The 20,443-nt window shown below is 67.2% G+C and carries 16 protein-coding genes; 9 read left to right on the top strand and 7 right to left on the bottom strand.

The genetic code is table 11. The features are described 5' to 3' along the window. Positions 1-98: 98 nt before the first annotated feature. On the bottom strand, positions 99-995 hold the full coding sequence (serB, locus tag WV31_RS16540; RefSeq protein ID WP_085374602.1) for a phosphoserine phosphatase SerB: 897 nt from the start codon (positions 993-995) through the stop codon (positions 99-101). A gap of 253 nt (positions 996-1,248) precedes the next feature. On the opposite strand from serB, the gene WV31_RS16545 reads away from it, so the two are divergent. After that, on the top strand, positions 1,249-2,496 hold the full coding sequence (locus WV31_RS16545) for a DUF1015 domain-containing protein (RefSeq protein WP_085374603.1): 1,248 nt from the start codon (positions 1,249-1,251) through the stop codon (positions 2,494-2,496). A 129-nt stretch (positions 2,497-2,625) separates the two neighbouring features. Here the strand turns inward: WV31_RS16545 and WV31_RS16550 are convergent, their stop codons facing one another. Beyond that, a complete protein-coding gene (locus tag WV31_RS16550; RefSeq protein WP_085374604.1) occupies positions 2,626-3,828 on the bottom strand; it encodes an MFS transporter in 1,203 nt (400 codons plus the stop codon). A 180-nt stretch (positions 3,829-4,008) separates the two neighbouring features. Here WV31_RS16550 and WV31_RS16555 point away from each other — a divergent pair, with 180 nt between their 5' ends. The 4 genes from WV31_RS16555 to modA all read left to right on the top strand — a co-directional run bounded on the left by WV31_RS16555 (position 4,009) and on the right by modA (position 7,395). After that, positions 4,009-4,608, top strand: coding sequence for a hypothetical protein (locus WV31_RS16555; RefSeq protein ID WP_237051335.1), 600 nt, complete (start codon positions 4,009-4,011; stop codon positions 4,606-4,608). 92 nt (positions 4,609-4,700) lie between these two features. Further along, a complete protein-coding gene (locus WV31_RS16560) occupies positions 4,701-6,224 on the top strand; it encodes a helicase HerA domain-containing protein (RefSeq protein ID WP_085374605.1) in 1,524 nt (507 codons plus the stop codon). A gap of 17 nt (positions 6,225-6,241) precedes the next feature. Further along, positions 6,242-6,589, top strand: a complete 348-nt coding sequence (locus WV31_RS16565; RefSeq protein WP_085374606.1) for a zinc ribbon domain-containing protein YjdM — start codon at positions 6,242-6,244, stop codon at positions 6,587-6,589. Between the two features lie 38 nt (positions 6,590-6,627). Beyond that, positions 6,628-7,395, top strand: a complete 768-nt coding sequence (gene modA, locus WV31_RS16570; protein WP_085374607.1) for a molybdate ABC transporter substrate-binding protein — start codon at positions 6,628-6,630, stop codon at positions 7,393-7,395. 10 nt (positions 7,396-7,405) lie between these two features. On the opposite strand, the gene WV31_RS16575 is transcribed toward modA, so the two are convergent. From WV31_RS16575 to WV31_RS16585, 3 genes are read right to left on the bottom strand one after another with little or no spacing between them, the layout of a single operon-like run. After that, positions 7,406-8,395: a c-type cytochrome gene (locus tag WV31_RS16575; RefSeq protein ID WP_085374608.1), complete on the bottom strand. Its 990-nt coding sequence runs from the start codon at positions 8,393-8,395 to the stop codon at positions 7,406-7,408. Between the two features lie 30 nt (positions 8,396-8,425). Next, complete coding sequence (locus WV31_RS16580; protein WP_085374609.1) at positions 8,426-10,114, bottom strand: HlyD family type I secretion periplasmic adaptor subunit; 1,689 nt, start codon at positions 10,112-10,114, stop codon at positions 8,426-8,428. Next, positions 10,111-11,919 carry a peptidase domain-containing ABC transporter gene (locus WV31_RS16585; protein ID WP_085374610.1) on the bottom strand — a complete coding sequence of 603 codons (1,809 nt, stop codon included), beginning with the start codon at positions 11,917-11,919 and terminating at the stop codon, positions 10,111-10,113. Before WV31_RS16585 ends, WV31_RS16580 begins: the two co-directional genes overlap by 4 nt. A gap of 198 nt (positions 11,920-12,117) precedes the next feature. Here WV31_RS16585 and WV31_RS16590 point away from each other — a divergent pair, with 198 nt between their 5' ends. The 4 genes from WV31_RS16590 to WV31_RS16605 all read left to right on the top strand — a co-directional run bounded on the left by WV31_RS16590 (position 12,118) and on the right by WV31_RS16605 (position 17,126). Continuing rightward, the gene (locus WV31_RS16590) at positions 12,118-13,809 is read left to right on the top strand and encodes a methyl-accepting chemotaxis protein (RefSeq protein WP_085374611.1); all 1,692 of its coding nucleotides are present in this window, start codon (positions 12,118-12,120) and stop codon (positions 13,807-13,809) included. A 101-nt stretch (positions 13,810-13,910) separates the two neighbouring features. Next, positions 13,911-14,612 (top strand): glutamine amidotransferase, encoded by a 702-nt coding sequence (locus WV31_RS16595; protein WP_085374612.1) that lies wholly within the window; start codon positions 13,911-13,913, stop codon positions 14,610-14,612. A gap of 82 nt (positions 14,613-14,694) precedes the next feature. Next, entirely contained in the window at positions 14,695-15,810 is a 1,116-nt protein-coding gene (locus WV31_RS16600; RefSeq protein ID WP_085374613.1) for a DUF2336 domain-containing protein, read from the top strand. A gap of 149 nt (positions 15,811-15,959) precedes the next feature. Continuing rightward, positions 15,960-17,126, top strand: a complete 1,167-nt coding sequence (locus tag WV31_RS16605; protein ID WP_085374614.1) for a hypothetical protein — start codon at positions 15,960-15,962, stop codon at positions 17,124-17,126. A 55-nt stretch (positions 17,127-17,181) separates the two neighbouring features. Here WV31_RS16605 and WV31_RS16610 read toward each other — a convergent pair whose 3' ends face one another. Further along, entirely contained in the window at positions 17,182-18,768 is a 1,587-nt protein-coding gene (locus WV31_RS16610) for a lysine--tRNA ligase (protein ID WP_085374615.1), read from the bottom strand. Between the two features lie 88 nt (positions 18,769-18,856). Next, positions 18,857-20,404, bottom strand: coding sequence for a bacteriohemerythrin (locus tag WV31_RS16615; RefSeq protein ID WP_335645095.1), 1,548 nt, complete (start codon positions 20,402-20,404; stop codon positions 18,857-18,859). Between the last annotated feature and the right edge of the window lie 39 nt (positions 20,405-20,443).

Consider the following 20,443-nt stretch of genomic DNA (forward strand, 5'->3'; position numbering starts at 1 on the left):
ATCCCGTCAGGGGAAGGCAAGCGGGCACTCGGATAAATCCATCACTTGGTGACGGCCTGGGCTTTGATCCAGTCCTTGGCCGCTTGAGCGGCCGGGCTTTATTCCACCATCTCGTCGTCGGTATAGCCCTGGGCGTAAAGCAGATTGACCAGATCGCCGTGATCGACGCGGACGCGGGCCTCGGCGGCCACCACCGGCTTGGCGTGGAAGGCGACGCCCAGGCCGGCGGCGCGCAGCATGTCCAGATCGTTGGCGCCGTCGCCCACCGCCACGGCCAGTTCCGGGGTGATGCCCAACTCGGCCGAGACGGCGTTGAGCGTCGCCAGCTTGGCCTCGCGGCCGATGATGGTGTCGCCCACCTGACCGGTCAGCCGGCCATTCTCGACGATCAGCTCGTTGGCGATGTCGCGGTCGAAGCCGCAGGATTCGCGGACCTTGGACGTGAAGAACTTGAAGCCGCCCGACACCAAGACCGCATAGGCCCCGTGTTTGGTCATGGTGCGCACCAGCTTGTGGGCGCCCGGCGTGAACTCGATCAGGTCCCAGGTCTTCTGCAGGCACTCTTCCGGCAGGTCCTTCAGCAGGCCGACCCGTTCGCGCAGCGCGGCCTCGAAGCCGATCTCGCCGTTCATGGCGCGCGCCGTGATCCGCGCGATATGGTCCTTGAGGCCGGCGAAATCGGCCAGTTCGTCCAGGGTCTCGCCGGTGACCATGGTGGAATCCATGTCGGCGACCAGCAGCTTCTTGCGGCGCCCCTCGGCCTTCTGGGCGACCACGTCGATGTTCCAGCCTTCCAGGATGCGGGCGGCCACCTGATCGGCCTCGCGCGGGTCCAGCTCGGAGAAGTCCAGGTCGCAGGCGTGTTCCGGGCTCAGCCAGCGGGCATGCCCCACCTCGGCGCCCAGCGCGCGGAGCGCGCCGCGCACCTCGAACACCAGCGAGGAATCGAGTCCCTCTCCGCCATGTCCGGCGATCAGGGTCAGAACATTGATCATGGCGGGTCCTTGGGGGGAGAGAAGAAAAACGGTCCCGTTTACTGCACTGCAGCACGGATTGGCAAGCACGAAGCCCTTGGCGGCATCCTTCCCTGGGGATAAACCTGTAGGGCCGCTTTCTCTTGTCATCCCGAGAGAGCAACGCGACCGAGGGATCCCGTCCTGGACGGACCGAGCCGCCCCGGCACCATTGCGCCAGGCGGAGATCCCTCGCCTACGCTCGGGATGACGCCATGGTTTCAGGAGGCCCCAAGTGTCCGTGCCGCTGCTCCGCCCCTTCCCCGGCCTGCGCCCCACGCCCGAGACCGCGCCCCAGGTGGCGGCGCCGCCCTACGACGTGCTGTCGTCGGACGAGGCCCGCGAGATGGCGGCGGGCAAGCCGCTCTCCTTCCTGCACGTCTCCAAGCCCGAGATCGACCTTCCGCCCGGCACCGACGTCTATTCCCCCGCCGTCTACGCCAAGGCGGCCGAGAGCCTGCGCTCCATGGTGGGCTCGGGCGTGCTGGTCCGGGACGCCAAGCCCTGCTTCTACGTCTATCGCATCCGGATGGGCAGCCACGTGCAGACCGGCATCGTCGGCGGCGGCTCGGTGGCGGCCTATGATTCCAACCGCATCCGCAAGCACGAATTCACCCGCCCCGACAAGGAGGACGACCGCGTCCGCCAGATCGATGCCTGCGACGCCCAGACCGGCCCGGTGCTGCTGGCCCATCGCGACACGCCGGAGATCAATGCCGCCGTCAATGCGGTGACCTCGGGCGCTCCGGCCTATTCGGTCACCGCCGCCGACGGCATCGAGCACACCGTGTGGGTGATGGACGACGAGGCCCAGATCAAGGCGGTGACCAAGTCCTTCGATGCCATGAAGGCGGTCTACATCGCCGACGGCCACCACCGTTCGGCCGCCGCGTCGCGCGTCGCCATGGTGCGGCGCGAGAGGAAGTGCTGCGCCTCGGGCGAGGAGGCCTATGAAAGCTTCCTGGTGGTGACCTTCCCCATCCATGAGATGAAGATCTTCGACTACAACCGGGTGGTCACCGACCTGGGCGGCCTGTCGCCCGAAGCCTTCCTGAAGGCGCTGGAGGCCGAGTTCACGGTGGAGCCGGCCTCGGAGCAGGCCCGCCCCGCCCATGCCCGCCAGTTCGGCCTGTATCTCAAGGGCCGGTGGTACCGGCTGGGCTTGAAGAATCCGCCGCCCGCCGATCCGGTGGCCCGCCTCGACGTCAGCCTGCTGTCCGACCGGCTGCTGGGGCCGGTGCTGGGCATCACCGACCTCAGGAAGGACAAGCGCATCGACTTCGTCGGCGGCAAGCGCGGCCTGGGCGAGTTGGAGCGCCGGGTGGATTCGGGCGAGATGGCCGCCGCCTTCGCCCTGTTCCCGACGCAGATGGAGGATCTGGTGGCCGTCGCCGATTCCAATCAGGTGATGCCGCCCAAATCCACCTGGTTCGAGCCCAAGCTGGCCGACGGGCTGGTCAGTTACCCGCTGGATTGGCGATGATATCGGGCTATCGCCCAAACCCATCCGGGGCGGATGCCCCGGACCCCCTTTTCGTATTTATAAATCAAAGGGAGGTTTGGAGGCATCGCCTCCAGCCGGGGAGCGGGGCGGGAGCCCCGCATGCGCAATCTATTCGGCGGCGGCGGGGACGGCGCCCCGTTCCCGCTCGACCGGCAATTGCCAGGCGGCCAGCGCCACCAGACCGGCGGAGACGGCCAGCACGGTGAACACCGTCTCGAAACCGCCGCCCCAGCTGCGGATCAGCGAGACCATGGGCACGCCCAGGCCCGAAACCCCGAAGGACAGGATGAACTTCATGCCGAAGGCGGTGCCCCGCCACTTGGCCGGCGTGTAGCGCGACAGCAGCAGGTTCTCGGCGGGAATGCCCGCCATGTTGAAGCTGACGGCGAAGACGGCGATCAGCAGCAATCCCAGGCCGCTGGCATGAGCGACGCCCAGCAGCAGCGGCACCTGCACGGCGGCCACCAGCATGTAGAGGCGCTTAGGGCTGTAGCGGTCGGCCAGATGGCCGGCCAGGATCTGGGTGAAGCCCGCCAGCAGGTAGACCACGCTGACGCCCCCCGCCGCCGCCAACAGGCCGAACTCGCCCAGGCGTTCCTCGAACAGCTTGGGCAGCGAGGGCTGGGTGGCCTGATAGACCAGGCCGGCGCACAGCATGGTGACGGACAGCACGATGAAGGCCCGCACCGTGTCGCCCCGGTCGGCCACCGGCTCGGGCTTGCGGTCGGCCTTGGTCTCGATCACCACGCCCCGGGCCACCATCACCAGAAACAGCAATCCCGTCCCCAGCACCACGACGCCCGGCACGATGAAGGCGGCGCGCCAGCCCGACAGCGCGATCAGCCCGCCCGCCACCACGCCGGCCAAGGCGGGGCCGATGCCGCCGAACACGCCGTTCAGGCCGATGGCCTTGCCCTTGTCCACGGCGTTCCTGACCAGCCAGCTGATCCCCACCGGATGGTAGATGGAGCCGAACAGCCCCAGGAAGCCCAGGGCCACCGCCAGCATCACCGGCCCCTGGGCCAGCCCGACGCCGATGGCCGACATCCCTAAGCCGATGAAATAGACCGCCATCATGCCCACCGTGCTCCAGCGGTCGCCCAGCCAGCCGGCCAGGGGGGCGGGCAGGCCGTAGAGCAGCTTGCCGGCGATGATCAGGGCCAGAACCTCCTCGTAGCTCATCCCCAGTTCGGCCGGCAGCACCAGGGCGACGATGAAGAAGATGGGCTCGAAGATATGGGCATAGGCGTGGCCGGCGCAGGAAAAGGCCAGCGACGCCTGGGCGGAACGAAGGGGAACGGCGGACGACATGGAAAAACGCGGCTCGGGACAGGGGGGGCGGGTGTGGTCTGACCAATGTGGCACCCCGGCCGAAGGCAAAGCAATAATTACGTAACGGCCGGAACGGGCCGGGCGGGCTTGCATCGGTCCGGGCTTTGGACGACATTAACGTATTGGAAACTTTTTCGCGGCACCCGGCGGTTTCATTTCATGAGCATGTCCACCGTTCTCATCATCAGCCTTGCGGCGGGAGTGATCCTGGTCGTGGGCGGCGGCTTGCTGATGTACATGGCTCAGCTGGTCAAGAACGCCTACGAGCTGAAGGTCCAGATCAACTCGGAGGTGGACGAACGCCTGACCAAGATGGCCGAGGATCTGGACAAGAAAAGCCGCTGGATCAAGCGCGACCTGATCGAGGAAATCGAGAAGATCAAGATCGCCATGGAGACCTCCAACGCCCAGAAGTTCGCCGAGCTGACCCAGCCGTTCATGCAGCGCCTCGAGGCCATGGAGGAGATGCTGCGCAAGGACCGGGCGGAATGGACCAAGGCGCTGAACGAGGACCGCGAGGTCATCAAGGCGCTGGACGCCAAGCTGGGCGCCGTCCGCCGCGAGATCAAGCAGGCGGCCGAAGGTTCCAATCCGTCCCTGGACGCCGCCATGGCCAGCCTGGCCGCCGCCAAGGCCGCCGCCGAGGCGCAGCCGGGCGAGGCCGCCCCGCCGCCCGCCGACGCGCCGCCGCCGCCGCCGCCCGCCGCCGCCAACAACACCATGAGCGGCTTTCTGCCCGATCTCGGCCGCAAGGCCTGACCTCATCCGCTCCAGCGTGATCTCAGGCATGGAAAAAGCCGGGCGGTTATGGTCTATGATCACGCCCCAAACCTTCACTAGGGTCCCCAGACTTGGACATTGAACTCGGTACGACGTCCTCCGGCGCCCCCGCCCTCATGTCGCTCGAGGAGTTGCTGGCCACCCGTCTGCTGGTGCAGGGCAATTCCGGCAGCGGCAAGTCGCACCTTTTGCGCCGCCTGATCGAGCAGAGCGCCAATGCCGTCCAGCAGGTGGTGATCGATCCCGAGGGCGATTTCGCCAATCTGGCCCAGGTGTTCGGCCACATCGTCATCGACGCCGCCGCCCAGAGCGAGAACGGCATGCGCCTGATCGCCAGCCGCACCCGCCAGACCCGGGTCTCGGTGGTGGTCAACCTGGAGAACCTGGACACCGAGCGCCAGATGCGCCACGCCGGCACCTTCCTCAACGGCCTGTTCGACACCGACCGCCAGTACTGGACCCCTGCCCTGGTGGTGGTGGACGAGGCCCAGCTGTTCGCGCCCGCCGTGGCCGGCGAGGTGGCCGACGACGCCCGCAAGACCTCGTTGGAGGCCATGACCAACCTGATGTGCCGGGGCCGCAAGCGCGGGCTGGCCGGCATCATCGCCACCCAGCGTCTGGCCAAGCTGGCCAAGAACGTCGCCGCCGAGGCCAGCAACTTCCTCATGGGCCGCACCTTCCTCGACATCGACATGCAGCGCGCCGCCGATCTCTTGGGCATCGACCGCCGTCAGGCCGAGGTGTTCCGTGATCTGGAGCGGGGCCGCTTCGTCGGCCTGGGGCCCGCGCTGTCGCGGCGCTCCATCACCATCCGCATCGGCGACGTCCAGACCCGCAGCCATGCCGGGGGCGCCGGGCTGGTGCCGCTGCCCGAACTGACCCAGGAAGAGGCGAGGGGGCTGCTGTTCAAGGCCAACACCCCGCCGCCGCCGCCCTATGTGCCGGAGCAGGGGCCGGGGACCGAGGCGCTGCTCGATGCCATCGACCACACCCGGCCGGTGGCCGCCGCGCCGCCGCCCCCGCCGCCGCCGCCCGCTCCCGCGCCCAAGCCCGCGCCCGCCGCCGAGGTCACGCCGCTGCCCGAACCCGCCGAGCGCGCCCTGGGGATCGATGCCGTCCTCGAGCAGCTGTTCGGCGAAAGCAGCGCCCTGGGGCGCTCGGTGTCGAGCCTCTACGACGACTTCCTGGCCCGCTGCCGGGCGCAAAGGCTGCCGGGCCGGGCGCTGGACATCACCCATTTCCGCCGCCGTCTGGTGCTGGCCCAGGCGGGCGTCACGACGGCCGTCGCCGCGCTGCCCGGCTGGGACAAGGCCGCCGCCATCGCCCATGGGCTGGAGGAGCAGTTCCAGGGCATCTACCTGCACCTGGCCGCCGCCGCCGCCCAAGGTTTGCCCTGCCCCAGCGATGCCATGATCACCCAGGCCTTCGGCAGCCATTCGCCGCGCCGCGCCCTGGCGGCGCTGGCCCGCATGCAGCAGTTGGGCGTGGTGGAACTCTACGAGGAACTGGACGGCCAGCGGGTGATCGTCCTGCCGGCCCTGCAATGGCGGACCGCGCCGGGCCATGCCAGCGACGCCATGGCCTGGAGCGGCTGAACCCCGAAAGGAAAATGATGAGCGACGGATTGAAGTGCCCCAAATGCGGCTCGGAACACGTCTATCAGGATGCAAGCCTGTGGATCTGCCCCGAATGCGCCCATGAATGGAACCCGGAAGCGGCGGCGGGCGACGCGGGCGATGATTTCGTGGTCAAGGATGCCAACGGCAACGTTCTCGCCGACGGCGACAGCGTCAGCGTGATCAAGGACCTGAAGGTCAAGGGCTCGTCCCTGGTGGTCAAGGGCGGCACCAAGGTCAAGGGCATCCGCCTGGTGGACGGCGCCGACGGGCACAACATCTCGTGCAAGATCGACGGCATCGGCGCCATGAACCTGAAGTCGGAATTCGTCAAGAAGGCGTGAGTTCCCTGGACCTGGGAATCCGCCGCAGGAGTGACGCCATGCTGATGAAACGCCTGTTGGGGGCCGTCGCCGGCCTCGCCCTTTCCGTGGCCGCCGCCCAGGCCCATGCCGAGGACGTGGTGGTGTTCGCCGCCGCCTCGCTGACCAACGCCCTCAACGAGATCGGGGAATCCTTCGCCGCCCGGACCGGCCACCGGATGGTTGCCTCCTACGCCGCCTCGTCGGCCCTGGCCAAGCAGGTGGAGCAGGGCGCCCCCGGACAGGTCTTCGCTTCCGCCGACCTGAAGTGGATGGATTATCTGGCCGGCAAGGCACTGATCAATCCCGAGACGCGCTTCAATCTGCTGGGCAACACCCTGGTGCTGGTGGCGCCCGCCGATTCCAGGCTGGGCAGGATCGAGCTTTCGCCCAAGACCGACATCGCCGCCCTGGCCGGTCCGGGCCGCATCGCCACCGGCAATCCCGATTCCGTGCCGGTGGGCCTGTATTTCAAGCAGGCCATGGAGCGGGCCGGGCAGTGGACGGCGGTGGAGCCCAAAATCGCCGCCACGGATTCGGTGCGCGCCGCCCTGGCCTTCGTCGAGCGGGGCGAGGTGCCGCTGGGCGTGGTCTACGCCACCGACGCGGCGGTCTCCAAAAAGGTCAAGGTGGTCGGCGTGTTCCCCGAGTCCATGCACGATCCCATCACCTACCCCTTCGCCCTGGTGGCCGGCAAGGAAACCCCCGCTGCCCGGGCGCTGCTGGATTACATCAGGGGCCCCGAGGCCAAGGGTGTGTTCGCCAAGTACGGCTTCAAGATCAATTAGGATACCGCCCTCAGTGATGGCCCCGGAAGCGGTTTGCCTGGGGTGACGACAGGCAGATGCTGCGCAGGGTCTCGGCGACGAAGGCCAGGGTGTCGGGGGGCGGCGCGCCGCCCTGGTACCAATGGCCCAGCAGCCAGCCCTCGGGACTGACCAGGAACTGGCTTCCTGCGATGTCGTCGGGGGTGAGGTTCAGGGTGACGGCCAGGGCCTGGCGGGCCTCAGCCTCCTCGACGGCGCAGGCCGACGCGCGGGGCTGGCCGCCGATCAGGAGGGTGGGCAGGTCCGCGCCCTCGGCCAGTCCGTCCACTCCCTCGACGATGATGTGGACCGCCTTTCCCCGCCATTGGGACAGCGACACCCGGCCGCCATCGGCGCAGCGGGCGGTCATGTCGGGCGCCATGAAGTCATGGGGCCAGCGCCCGGTGCGGGCCAGTTCCGCTCCGGCGGCGTTGGCGTGCAGGAAATCGATCACCGCCCAGCGTTCGGCCTCGGACAGCTTCCCGGCGAAGCCCGGCATGGCCGGGCGCCCATCGACCCCCGTCATCCCCCGGCTCACCCACCAGAACAGATCGCCGATGGGGTGGTCCCACAGATGGTCGGCGGTGAGGTCGGCGGGCGGCACCGGCTGCTTGTGCGCCTCGGGGCCGTCGCCGCGTCCGTCGATGCCGTGGCAGCTCTGGCAATGAGCGGCGTAGGCCGCCTTTCCGTCCGCCACGGAGCGGGCGGAAAAGCCGGTGGGCGAGGTGTGAAAGCTGGTGGGCGTGGCCGGGACCAGCAGCAGGTCCAGGCGGGAGGCGGAGAGATAGGCCAGGGGGATCACCCCCAGGATCAGCCACCGCCACCGCCATGCCGCAAGGCAAAGGACCAGGGCGGTTACGGCCAGGGCGGCGCCCGCCAGGATCTCGTCCTGAAAGCGCGGCTCGGCCCAGGCCGCCAGGCTGGGGCGGACCGCGAAGGGCCAGTGCGGGGGCCAGGACGGTTCATAGGGTGGCGACGTCAAACCCCGGGCAACTCCAGCACGATCCCCGCCTCAGCGTTCCCGGAACGCCTCGTGGCGCAGCTTGATCACCGGCTTGATCAGGAATTCCATGATCGAGCGGGTGCCGGTGTGGATTTCCACCGTGGCCTGCATGCCGGCGCTGATCAGGCGCTTGGCCTGCTCGTCGCCGATATAGGCGCGGTCGGTCTGCACCACCACCCGGTAATAGGGCTGGGCGTTGGGCGTCTGCGGCACGGTGGTGTCGGGGGCGACCAGGATCACGTCGCCGTCCAGCCCGCCATAGGTGGTGTAGTCGTAGGCGCTGATCTTCACCGTGGCCCGCTGGCCGGTCTGGACGTAGCCGCGGTCCATGGGGTTGAGCTTGGCATCCACCTGCAGGCGTTCGTGCAGGGGCACGATCTCCATGATGGGGTCACCCGGGCGCACCACGCCGCCGATGGTGTTGGACCGCATGTTCTTGACGATGCCCTCGATGGGGCTGCTGATCAGGGTGCGGCGCTGCTGGTCGGTGGCCTGGATGAACAATTCGCGGGTGCGCGCGATGTTCAGTTCGGCCTCCGACATCTCGCTCTGGGCGGTGCGCTGGAAACGGGCCTTTTCCTCGTCGACGCGGCCCCTGGCCTCTTCCTGGGCGGCCTGGGCGCGGGGGATGGAGGCGCGCACCGATTCCAGCTGGCCCTTCAGGTCCTCCACCTGGGCCTGCATCTGGACGTGGTCCATCTTGGAGGCCAGGCCCGACTTGATCAGGTCGGTGGACATGGCCAGGCGTTCCTGGGCGAGGCGCAGGCTGGTGGTGATGGAACGCTGCTTGGTCTCGTATTCCTGCACCTCCAGCCCCTTCTGGCGGACCTGGTCGCCCAGCACGGTGAGCGTGGCCCTCAGCGCCTGTTTGCGGGCCTCGAACGAGCGGCGCTCGGATTCCACCAGGGCCGGCTGGCGTTTGGCCTCTTCCTCGGGGAAGGCCACCGGCTTGTCGTGCAGCTCGGCCTCGAGGCGGGCGCGCTGCAGCATGTAGCCGTCCATGCGGGCCTGCAACTCCTCCTTGTTGAGCGAGCTGACCGGCAGGTCCAGCAGGATCAGCGGCGCGCCCTCCTTCACTTCCGAGCCGTCGGTGACCATGATTTCGCGGATCACGCCGCCTTCCAGGTGCTGGATGACCTTGACCTTGCCCTCGGGCACCACCTCGCCCTCGGCGATGGCCACCTCGTCCAGGCGGGCGACGAAGGACCAGACGACGAAGATGGCCGACAGCGTCATCACCACCCGGGCCAGCGGCCGCCAGGTGGGCAGCGGATAGGAATTGGCCAGCCCGTAAAGGCGCGAGCCGAATTCCGGCGCGTGGTAGTCCTGCAGCGGCGCCGGACCGATGGGATTCATGGCGGGCAGGAACCAGTCGCGGGTGCCGATCAGGATGCGCCGCGGCCAGGCCAGCGGGCCCTTGGGCGCATTCTCCGGCGTCTCGGGGGCGGCCAGCAGCCAGCGGGTGACCTTCCAGAAGGTGCGCAAGCCCCCCAGCACGGACTGCGCCGCCGTGGGGGGCGGTCCCTTCTGGGCGCCGGGCGGTCCGCTAGCGCCCATCATGGCGGCCATGGCCTGCATCAGCTGTTCCTGGGACATCTGCGGCTGGGCCGGCGGCGGCGTTCCCGGAACGGCCTGATCGGCGGGAACCTGGGCCGGAGTGATCCGGCCGAGCGGTTCTTGCGGCGGCGGCTGGGTCATGGCTTGGCCCCCACGCCGATATGGACGCCGCCGCCCAGCGGCTGGGCCGGCTGGGCCACCACATGGGGCGGGTGATGCGGCTGATGCGGTTGCGGCGGGGCGGGCGGCTGGGGGCGCGCTCCGAACAGGCGCTGCAGCGTTTCGGCCGCCGGGCCGGCGGCGGCGACGGTGCCCTTGTCCAGCACCACCACGTCACGGCAGATGGGCAGCAGCACCGGCGAGTGGGTGACGATGATCACCGTGCGGGTCTTGCCCAGTTCGGCCAGGGTGGCGCGCAAATCTTCCTCGGCCTGGCGGTCCAGGCTGGCCGAGGGCTCGTCCAGCAGCAGCACCGGCGGGTCGCCCAGCAGGGCGCGGGCGATGGCGATGCGCTGGCGCTGGCCCGCCGACAGCCGCGACCCGGCCTCGCCGATGGAGGTGCCGTAGCCGTCGGGCAGGTCGACGATGTACTGATGCACGCCCGCCACCTTGGCGGCGGCCAGGATCTGCTCGTCGGAGGCGCCGGGGCTGCCATAGACGATGTTGTCGCGGATGGAGGCGTTGAACAGCACGCATTCCTGCGGCACATAGCCCATCCATCCCGCCAGTTCGGCGCGGGTGAACTGGGCGATGTCGGCGCCGTCGAGCAGTACGCGGCCCTTGGCCGGGTGATAAAGGCCCAGGATGATCTTCAACAGCGTGGTCTTGCCCGAACCGTTGCGGCCCAGGACGGCGGTGATGCCGCCCGGGTGAATCTCCAGGCGGTCGATGGAGGATGCCGCCTGGGACTTCTGGTCATAGGCGAAGGAGATGTCTTCCAGCGTGATCAGCCCGGTGGGGCGTTCGCGGGCGATGGCGGAATGACGGCGCTCCTCTTCCTCGGCGAAGACCTCGCCCAGGCGGTCCACCGACTGGCGGAACGAGGAAAAGCTCTTCCAGGCGCCCACCAGCTGGTTGATGGGGCCGTAGAGGCGCGACGACAGCATGTTGCAGGCCACCAGCGCACCCATGGTCAGCTCGTGATCCATGATGAACACCGCGCCCACCGTGGTCAGCAGCACGCTGCCCAGCATGGTCAGCATCTGGCCGAGATTGACGTATTCGTCGTTGGTGGCGCCGCGCTGGATGGATTGCTCGATGGCGCCGGCCTGCTTCTCCTCCCAGATGGGGCGGATGGCGCGGTCCAAGGCCACCGCCTTGACCGTGGCGCGCCCGGCGATGATCTCGGCCACCAGCCCGTCCCTGGCCTGCTGGACATTCTTCTCCTTGCCGGTGCTTTCGCTCATGGCGCCGCCCGACTTCCAGGCCAGGATCAGGAAGGCCACGAACAGCAGGATGAACACCATGGCCAGCGGGCGGCCGATGACGAAGATCACGCCCAGGAAGATCAGCACGAAGGGAAGGTCGGTCAGCAGCACGGCGGTGGAGCCCGATACCGTGTTGCGGATGGTGTCCACATCGCGGAACAGGGTCTGCCAGAACGAGGCCGGACGGCTTTCCAGCGTCCGGAGCGGCAGGTGCATGATCTTGTCGAACAGCCTGGTGCCGATCTCCACGTCCAGGCGCAGCGCCGCCGTCTGCATGATGCGCCCGCGCGAGGTGCGGATGATCCAGTCGAAGGCCAGCAGCACGGCCACCCCGATCACCAGCCCCTTTAGGGTGGCCACGCCGTTGTGGCCGATCACCCGGTCGTAGACCTGCATCACGAAGATGGGCACCGCCAGCGCCATCAGGTTGATGAACAGCGAGGCGGCCAACAGCTCGCGCATCACCGGGCGCAGGGGCTCGATGACGGATCTCAGCCAGGATGTCTTCTCGGTGCTCATCGCCGCCGATTGTCGCCTGCCTCGGCCGGGATGCAAAGGGGTAAGTATGGCGTGAAGTGCGTAGGTGGAAATTCATATATGGTGGATTTAGGAATCCACTTTTTGGTAACGTCTTTTGACGTATATCAACGTTGATGGATTCTGGCGCTCCTGATCGGGTAGGGACGGCAGGATTGGGCATTGCGAGGGGGTAAGGGAATGCGGATCGGGAAGCGTCTCTGGCTGGGGTTCGGAATCCTGTGCGCGTTGATCGCCGTGGTGACGGGAACCATCATCTTCGAGGCCCTGGGCGTCAACAAGGCGGCGGACCGCATGATCGGCTTCCGCATGCCGGTGGCCCAGACCAGCGCCGCCATCGAAAACGAGATGTTCGCCTCGGTGGGGGCGTTGCGCGGCTATCTGCTGACCGGTCAGGACGGCTTCAAGGTCGAACGCGCCGACGCCTGGGCGGCCCTGATGAACAGCATGGCCGAGATGGACAAGCTGGCGGCCCGGTTCACCAACCCCAAGAATGTGGAGTTCTGGCGCGAGGCCCGGGGCTTGCTGATCGAGCTCCGTGACGCCCAGGGGCGGATCGAGGCCATGGGCGCCACCAAGGAGGCGGCCGAGGCCATGCCCAGGGAAACCGCCCCCAAGATCCGCCGGCTGGTGGTCCTGTTCGAGGGCGAGAAGGGCCCCGACGGCAAGCGCTCGGGCGGCATGATCGACAATCAGAAGCAGATGCTCGACCAGGACGCCAAGGAGGTCTCGGACCTGGTCAACCTGATGATCACCGTGGCCGTCGTGGCGCTGATCGCCGGACTGGTCGCCGCCATGATCACCGCCCAGCGCACCGCCGCCTCCATCGTGCCGCCGCTGGTGGCCATGACCGGGGCCATGGACAATCTGTCCAAGGGCGACACCAGCGTGGTCATTCCCGCCGCGGGCCGCGGTGACGAGGTGGGCGAGATGGCCGCCGCCATGGAGGTCTTCCGCGCCAACCTGATCCGCCAGCGCGAACTGGAGGAAAAGCAGAAGCTGGCCGACGAGGCCGCCCGCGTGCGGGCCGAGCGCATCGGCAAGCTGTGTTGCGACTTTGACGGCGCCGCCAGCGCCATGGTCAAGGAAGTGGCCGCCGCCGCCAGCCAGTTGCAGGCCACCGCCGGGGCCATGAGCGCCACCGCCGCCCAGACCAGCCATCAGGCCACATCCGTGGCCGCCGCCTCGGAGGAGGCTTCGGTCAACGTCCAGACCGTGGCCGCCGCCGCCGAGGAGCTGTCGGGCTCGATCAACGAGATCGGCCGTCAGGTGGCCCATTCCTCCACCATCTCCCAGGATGCGGTGGGCGAGGCGTCCAAGGCCGGCGAGGTGGTCGGCCAACTGGCCGAGACCGCCCAGAAGATCGGCGAGGTCATCAACCTCATCACCGACATCGCGTCGCAGACCAACCTGCTGGCCTTGAACGCCACCATCGAGGCCGCCAGGGCCGGCGAGGCGGGCAAGGGCTTCGCCGTGGTGGCGGGCGAGGTCAAGAACTTGGCCAACCAGACGGCACGCGCCACCGACGACATCGGCCGCCAGATCGCCGCCATTCAGGACCAGACCCATCGGGTGGTGGAGACCATCGGCGCCATCGTCAAGGTGATCGAGGAGATCGGGCATATTTCCGGCGACGTGGCCGCCGCGGTGGAGGAGCAGAGCGCCGCCACCCAGGAGATCGCCCGCAACGTCGAGCAGGCCGCCGCCGGCACCGCCGAGGTGTCGGGCAACGTGGTCCAGGTGCAGGATGCCGCCGACCAGACCGGCGCCTCGTCGCGCGAGGTGCTGGAGGCGTCGCGCACCCTGGCCGATCAGTCCTCCGCCCTGCGCGCGACCATCGAAACCTTCCTGAAGGAGGTAAGGGCGGCCTGATCCCCGCCCCTGGCTTAAGACTGCCTCGACGCCGGCGCCCCGGTCGGGTATGAAGATGCTCCGGCCGGGGAGGGCTGGGCTGAATTCGGATGGGGGAAGCATTGAAGACCTGCGTCGCCATCCGCCATGTGGCGTTCGAGGACCTGGGCAGCTTCCAGGCGCCGATCGCGGCGGCCGGCTATTCCATCCGCACCGTGGAGGCCGGGCTCGACGATTTCGCCGCCCTGGACGATGCCGCCATCGACCTGCTGGTGATCCTGGGCGGCCCCATCGGCGCCTACGAGGACGACAACTACCCCTTTCTCGGCCCCGAACTGGCGCTGATCGGCTCGCGCTTGCGGGCCGGGCGGCCGACCATCGGCATCTGCCTCGGCGCCCAGTTGATGGCCCGCGCGCTTGGCGCCCGGGTCTATCCCAACGGCGGCGTCAAGGAGATCGGCTGGTCGGCGCTGGACCTGACCGAGGCCGGGCGCAATTCCCCCTTGGGCGTGCTCGACGGTGTGCCGGTGCTGCATTGGCACGGCGACACCTTCGACCTGCCTGACGGCGCCGTTCTGCTGGCATCCACGGCCATCACCCGCAATCAGGCCTTTTCCTGGGGCAAGGCGGCGCTGGGGCTGCAATTCCACGTGGAGGCCACCGGGGCGGGACTGGAGCGCTGGTTCATCGGCCACGCCGCGGAAATCGGCGGCGTGCCTGGCCTGACGGTGCCCAAATTGCGGGTTGAAACGGCCAATTGCGCCGCCGGCCTGGAAGCGCTCGCCCCACAGGTGCTGGGGGCGTTTTTGTCTGATATGATGTAAGTCACTTCCCTTAAGGCTTCCCGCCTGTTCAGGGCGCAGGAAGCATTGTATAGTCCGCCCAAAGGGGCAAGAGAACACAGCCGTGGACCAGAAGCTCAACGAAGAAGACGTCAAGCGCCTGCTCTCCAATCCGACCGGGGACGTGCGTGCCGAAATCGCCGACAAGATCGCGTCTCAGCACCAGGGGTTGAGCGATGGCGAGCGCAAGCTGGCCGAGGATATCTTCCGGCTCATGGTCCGCGACGCGGAAGTCCGCGTGCGTGAGGCGCTGGCCCGCCAGCTCAAGGAGAACCCGACGGTTCCCCACGACGTGGCGCTGTCGCTGGCCCGCGACGTCGAGGACGTATCGCTGCCCATGCTGCAGTTCTCGGATGTCCTGACCGACGAGGACCTGGTCGAGATCGTCCGCAGCCAGAGCCCGGAGAAGCAGGTGGCCGTCGCCGGCCGCGCCCACGTTTCCGCCACCCTGGCCGATGCCCTGGTCGATACCGGCAATGAAGCGGCCGTGGCCACCCTGGTGTCCAACGAGGGCGCCGAGTTGACCGAGAACACCCTGAACCGCGTGGTCGACCGCTACGGCGAGTCCGAGCAGGTGGGGCAGTCCCTGGTCGAGCGCAAGGTGCTGCCCATCACGGTGGCCGAGCGCCTGATGACCAAGGTGTCGGAGAATCTGCGCCAGCACCTGATGGCCCGTCCCGACCTCACCCCCGAGGCCGCCGCTGCCATGATGATCCAGGCCCGCGAACTGGCGGTGCTGGGGCTGTCCAATTCCGAAAGCGACGTGGCCCAGCTGGTGGGTCACCTCTACAATGTGGGGCGCCTCACGCCCTCCATCATCCTGCGCGCCGTGTGCATGGGCGACATGACCTTCTTCGAGGTGGCCATCGCCAAGCTGGCCAAGATCAAGGTGGAGAACTGCCGCACCCTGATCCACGACGCCGGCAAGCGCGGCTTCGAGGCCCTGTTCGAGAAGGCGGGCCTGCCCAAGGCCTTCTATGCGGCCATGCGCGCCGCCATCGACGTATCCTACGAGATGGAATACGACGGCGGCCCCAACGACCGCGAGCGATTCTCCCGGCGCATGATCGAGCGCATTCTGACGCAGTACGGCGACCTGGGCGTCGATTTCGAAAACGACGACCTGGAATATCTGCTGTCCAAGATGAATCAGCTGCCGGCCACCATGCTGGGCGAGTGATCGGGCCGGCCGACGTTTTAACCACACATCCCGGCCGGCCTAGGGTCGCCATTGGGGCGGCGGCCAGGCGGGCTTAGGGGCCGCGCTCGGGCAGTGGGGCAATAGGTGGGCCGATTTTGTCGGCCAGTTGGGATTAAGAGGGGAAAAGCATGTCCGGGAGCGCGAAGCCCGCGGCCAAGCCGCTCGACAAGGATGCGGCCAACCGCAAGGAAATCATCACCACCATCAAGGGGCCGGTGACCGCCCGCGTCACCCAGCTGATTCCCGCCCTGGCCGCCTTCCCCAATCCCTATTCCGCCGTGCTGGCCACGCCGGACCTGCTTTACGCCTGCATGCAGCTGGTCAAGACCAAGCGCGACCAGTTCCAGGACCTGCTGGTGGACAAGGACGGCAACCCGGTCACCACCGATGATGCTCCGTTGCGCTGCGAGCGCTCGCTGGATCAGGTGATCTCCATGGTGGTGCGTTCGGGCGCCAAGGCCTATGCGGAAAAGCGCTTCGGCACCGCCGACAAGCCCGCCGCCCCGGTGGCGGTCAAGAAAGAGCCCAAGACCCTGCTGGAGAAGATCCAGTCCCTGGTCTCTGGCAAGTGGGGTGACATGGAGGTTCCCAAGGCCTCACCCACCCAGGCCGACCAGTTCTATGGCGCCATCAAGGATTACCTGGATTACGACTGGCAGGTTCCGCTGATCCCCTGCTTCGCCGAACTGCCGGTCAAGCTGATCCGCGAGATGGGGCGCGGCGTCACCACGCTGCGCACCGCCGAAGGCATCGCCGCCCTGGCCGATATCGGCCGCCACTCCATGGATTCGGCCAAGCGCATCCTGTCCGACGACATGATGCGCGAGATGCTCGACACCCAGCCCTTGGCCGCCAAGGGCGTGGCCTTCCTGGGCAAGGACCGCTACGACTACCTGCACGGCACCGTCTACGGCAAGATGGGCGAGAAGTTCTGGGAAATGTGCGTCGATTGCGACCGCCTGGAAGCCATGGAGGTCCAGAACGCCAAGGATCTGGAGCAGCTGGCCAGCCACCTGCACATCCTGTCGGGCGAATCCATCAACCAGATCGTCCGCTTCCTCAACTACTCGCAGATCCCCATCTTCCTCGAGATCGGCTCGGAAAAGCTGGGCGAGGAGAAGTTCGCCGAGATTTTCGGCGTCCCGGGCAACAAGAAGCTGATCAAGATGTTCTGCGAGAAGATCAAGATGTGGAAGCTGGATCAGGACGATCCGGACACCGATCTGCGCAACAAGCTTCCCGACGTGTTCGGCGCCTATCTGCGGGCGCCGGCGGATTTCGAAAAGGGGCTGTAGCCCCGGTCCGTCATCACCGGGACCGGCCCGGTGATGACGTTTTCCGCAGACGTGCCTACATGTCCTCGCCCCTGATCGCCTTGTCTAAGAGGGCGATGGTCTCGGTGACGCCGAACAGCTTGATGAAGCTGCCCATGCGCGGGCCCTGGTCGTTGCCCAGCAGCACCTCGTAGCAGGCCTTGAACCACGCCTTGAGATCGGCGAAGCAGGGGCGCTTGCCGATCTCGTAGACCAGATTCTGGATATCCTCCACCGACGGGTCGGCGGACAGGGCTTCCAGGCCGGTCTTCAGGGCGGTGAAGGCCTCCACCTCGTCGGGCGTCGCCTTGCGGTAGGTTTTGTTGGGCAGGACGAAGTCGCGGTAATAGGCGATGGCGTAGCCCACCAGCCCGTTCAGGATGGGGGCGGTGTCGGGCGCCGCACCCGGCGCATAGCGCTTGATGAAGCCCCAGATCACCGCCGGATCGTCGGAATGGCAGACGCTGACCAGGTTCAGCAGGATGTTGAACGACAGGTGGGCATCCTCGGCCGGCGGCTGGCCGCCGTGGATATGCCACACCGGATTGTCCAGCTTCTTGCCGGCTTCTTCCCCAGGGAACTTGCCGAGATAGGCCAGGTACTCGTCCACGGCGCGCGGGATGACGTCGAAATAGAGCCGCTTGGCGGTCTTGGGCTTCTGGTACATGAACAGCGCCAGGCTTTCCTGGGGCGCGTATTTCAGCCAGTCCTCGACGGCCAGACCGTTGCCCTTGGACTTGGAGATCTTCTGGCCCTGGTCGTCCAGGAACAGCTCGTAGGTCAGGTTCATGGGGGCCTTGCCGCCCAGGATGGAGGCGATGCGGGTCGACAGCTGGACCGAGGGGATCAGGTCCTTGCCGCTCATCTCGTAATCGACGCCGAGAGCCACCCAGCGCATGCCCCAATCGGCCTTCCACTGCAGCTTGCACGCGCCGCCGGTGACCGGGGTCTCCACCTTCTTGCCGTCCTCGCGCTGGTAGACGATGGTGCCGGCCTCGACATTGCGCTCGATCACCGGGACCTGGAGGACCACGCCGGTTTCCGGGCAGACGGGCAGGAAGGGGGAATAGGTGGCGCGGCGCTCGTCGCCGAGCGTCGGCAGCACCACGTTGATCACCTGGTCGTAGTGCTTGAGCACGCCCAAGAGCGCGGAATCGAAACGGCCCGAGGTGTACCAGTCGGTGGCCGACTGGAACTCGTATTCGAAGCCGAAGGCGTCGAGGAACGAGCACAGCCGCGCGTTGTTGTGATGCCCGAAGCTTTCATGGGTGCCGAAGGGATCGGGAATGCGGGTCAGCGGCTTGCCCAGATGCTTGGCCACCATCTCCTTGTTGGGGATGTTGTCGGGCACCTTGCGCAGGCCGTCCATGTCGTCGGAGAAGGCGAACAGGCGGGTGGGAATCTCGGGCGCCAGCAGGGCGAAGGCGCGGCGCACCATGGTGGTGCGCGCCACTTCGCCGAAGGTGCCGATATGGGGCAGGCCCGAGGGGCCGTAGCCGGTCTCGAACAGCACATAGCCCTTGTCCGGCGCTTTCCCTTTCAGACGCTCGTCCAGCAGGGCGCGGGCTTCCTGAAAGGGCCAGGCGGTAGCGGAGCGGGCGAGGTCGCGGGTATCGGAGGACATGGATTGATGCTTTCCGTTCAAACAAGACAAGAGCGGAAAGCTAGTCTTCGGCAGCGGCGGCGTCAATCGCAGCGCGGCGCATGGCCCCTCAGCGCCGCTTCTCCGTCTCGTCCGCCTCGCGGTTGGCGAGGTAGTTGGAGAGTTCCTTCATCTGGCTCTGCCATTCCTGCTCGGCATTGCGCTCGCGCAGCCAGATGTCCGGGTCCTCCTTGACCTGGCGGAGGTAGCGCACCGTGTAGGGCACATGCAGCTCGCGCTGGCCCTCGGTGGTGCCGAAATTGCAGACGAAGCTTTCCAGGAAGGCCGAGGAGACGCGGGGGAAGACCCGGTGGCAGGCCAGGACCAGGAAGTCGCCCCATTCCGGCGGGAACTTGGCGAAGGCACCCAGCAGGTTGTCGCGCAGCGCGCCCTCGCGGGCTTTCTGCTGGAAGATGCGCGGGTCCTTTTCCTGCTCGTAGAGATCGTGGCAGATGCGCCAGGCGTGGTTGAGGCGCTTCCACCAGTCGTTCCGGGGGTCGAGCAGCGAGCGCAGCGTCTCGATCTCGCGGTTGCCGATCTTGGGGATGTCGTAGGCCTCGGGCGAGGACGGGGCGAGCATCTCGCGCAAGGCCTTGGTGTTGTCCTTGACCTGGAAGACCTTGGTGCCGTCGGGCTTCTTGGTCTCCACCAGCTTCAGCTCGTCCCAGCCGCTGTTCCAGCCCTGGAGGATGCTGTCCTCCAGGGGCTTGGTGACGTGGTCCCAGAAGCTGTCGGTATCGTCCTCGGCCCATTCGTAGCTGGTGGCCAGCATGCGGATGTTGCGGCTTTCCCAGATGGCGGGGAAAATCAGCTTGGTCACCGCCGCCTTGAACTTCTCGGCGAATTCAGGCGACGCCAGGAAGAAGGGGGGCAATTCCCGCTTCAGGGCGGGGTTGTGGCGCTGGAAGAACACCAGCACCTTGTCGATGCGCCGGCCGATGGCCGCTTCGCATAATTTGTCGAAGCTTTCGAACCCCTTGGCCGGTTCGGGAAGCTCCGGCACCACGTATTCCAGACGGGTCAGCAGGTGGGCGAGGTTGGGCGGCAGCTCGTACTCGATGTCCTTGTTGCGCGCTTCGCGCCGCGCCTTGCGGGCTTCCTCGTCCTCCTTGGGCGGCAGGCCGGAATACATCTCCATGACGGGCGCCGGGGGGGGAGGCGGGGGCGCCTTCTTGGGGATGAAGGGCTTGTACTTCATGTCCTCCTTGAGGATATGGGTGACCAGCCAGTCGGTCAGAACCCGGATCAGCACCTGGGAGCAGGTCTTCAGATCCTCTTCTTGGGTGGCGGCCCTGAACTTGTCGTGCAGCAGCTTGGCCTTGAAGGCCAGGGCCTCGTGCCCCTTCTTGTGCGCGTCGATCTCGGGATATTTGGTGGCGGCCATCACCGCCTCTTCGCGGCGGAAATGCTCGTCCACATAGCGCAGCAGGTCGTCGGTGACGGTCGAGACCTGGCGCCAGTTGTCCTGGCCGATCCACTGCTCGGTCATATTGATCAGGTCAATCAGCCGCTTGTGGTCGGCATCCAGTGCCGGCGCTCCAACGGACATGGCATCGCGCCATACGATCATTCCGGCCCCCGCCCTACATACATGCCAAAGGCATTTCCCACCCTTCATCAGATGTGACTTTAGGCATGCTTGTCAACGGTGATAGGG

Source organism: Magnetospirillum sp. ME-1 (assembly GCF_002105535.1).
Taxonomy (GTDB): Bacteria; Pseudomonadota; Alphaproteobacteria; order Rhodospirillales; family Magnetospirillaceae; genus Phaeospirillum.

What these genes read in the sequence shown, in the direction of transcription:
- serB (WP_085374602.1), bottom strand. Translation starts at nt 995, where the DNA reads ATGATCAATGTTCTGACCCTGATCGCCGGACATGGCGGAGAGGGACTC.
- WV31_RS16550 (WP_085374604.1), bottom strand. Translation starts at nt 3,828, where the DNA reads ATGTCGTCCGCCGTTCCCCTTCGTTCCGCCCAGGCGTCGCTGGCCTTT.
- WV31_RS16555 (WP_237051335.1), top strand. Translation starts at nt 4,009, where the DNA reads ATGAGCATGTCCACCGTTCTCATCATCAGCCTTGCGGCGGGAGTGATC.
- WV31_RS16565 (WP_085374606.1), top strand. Translation starts at nt 6,242, where the DNA reads ATGAGCGACGGATTGAAGTGCCCCAAATGCGGCTCGGAACACGTCTAT.
- modA (WP_085374607.1), top strand. Translation starts at nt 6,628, where the DNA reads ATGCTGATGAAACGCCTGTTGGGGGCCGTCGCCGGCCTCGCCCTTTCC.
- WV31_RS16580 (WP_085374609.1), bottom strand. Translation starts at nt 10,114, where the DNA reads ATGACCCAGCCGCCGCCGCAAGAACCGCTCGGCCGGATCACTCCGGCC.
- WV31_RS16585 (WP_085374610.1), bottom strand. Translation starts at nt 11,919, where the DNA reads ATGAGCACCGAGAAGACATCCTGGCTGAGATCCGTCATCGAGCCCCTG.
- WV31_RS16590 (WP_085374611.1), top strand. Translation starts at nt 12,118, where the DNA reads ATGCGGATCGGGAAGCGTCTCTGGCTGGGGTTCGGAATCCTGTGCGCG.
- WV31_RS16605 (WP_085374614.1), top strand. Translation starts at nt 15,960, where the DNA reads ATGTCCGGGAGCGCGAAGCCCGCGGCCAAGCCGCTCGACAAGGATGCG.
- WV31_RS16610 (WP_085374615.1), bottom strand. Translation starts at nt 18,768, where the DNA reads ATGTCCTCCGATACCCGCGACCTCGCCCGCTCCGCTACCGCCTGGCCC.
- WV31_RS16615 (WP_335645095.1), bottom strand. Translation starts at nt 20,404, where the DNA reads ATGAAGGGTGGGAAATGCCTTTGGCATGTATGTAGGGCGGGGGCCGGA.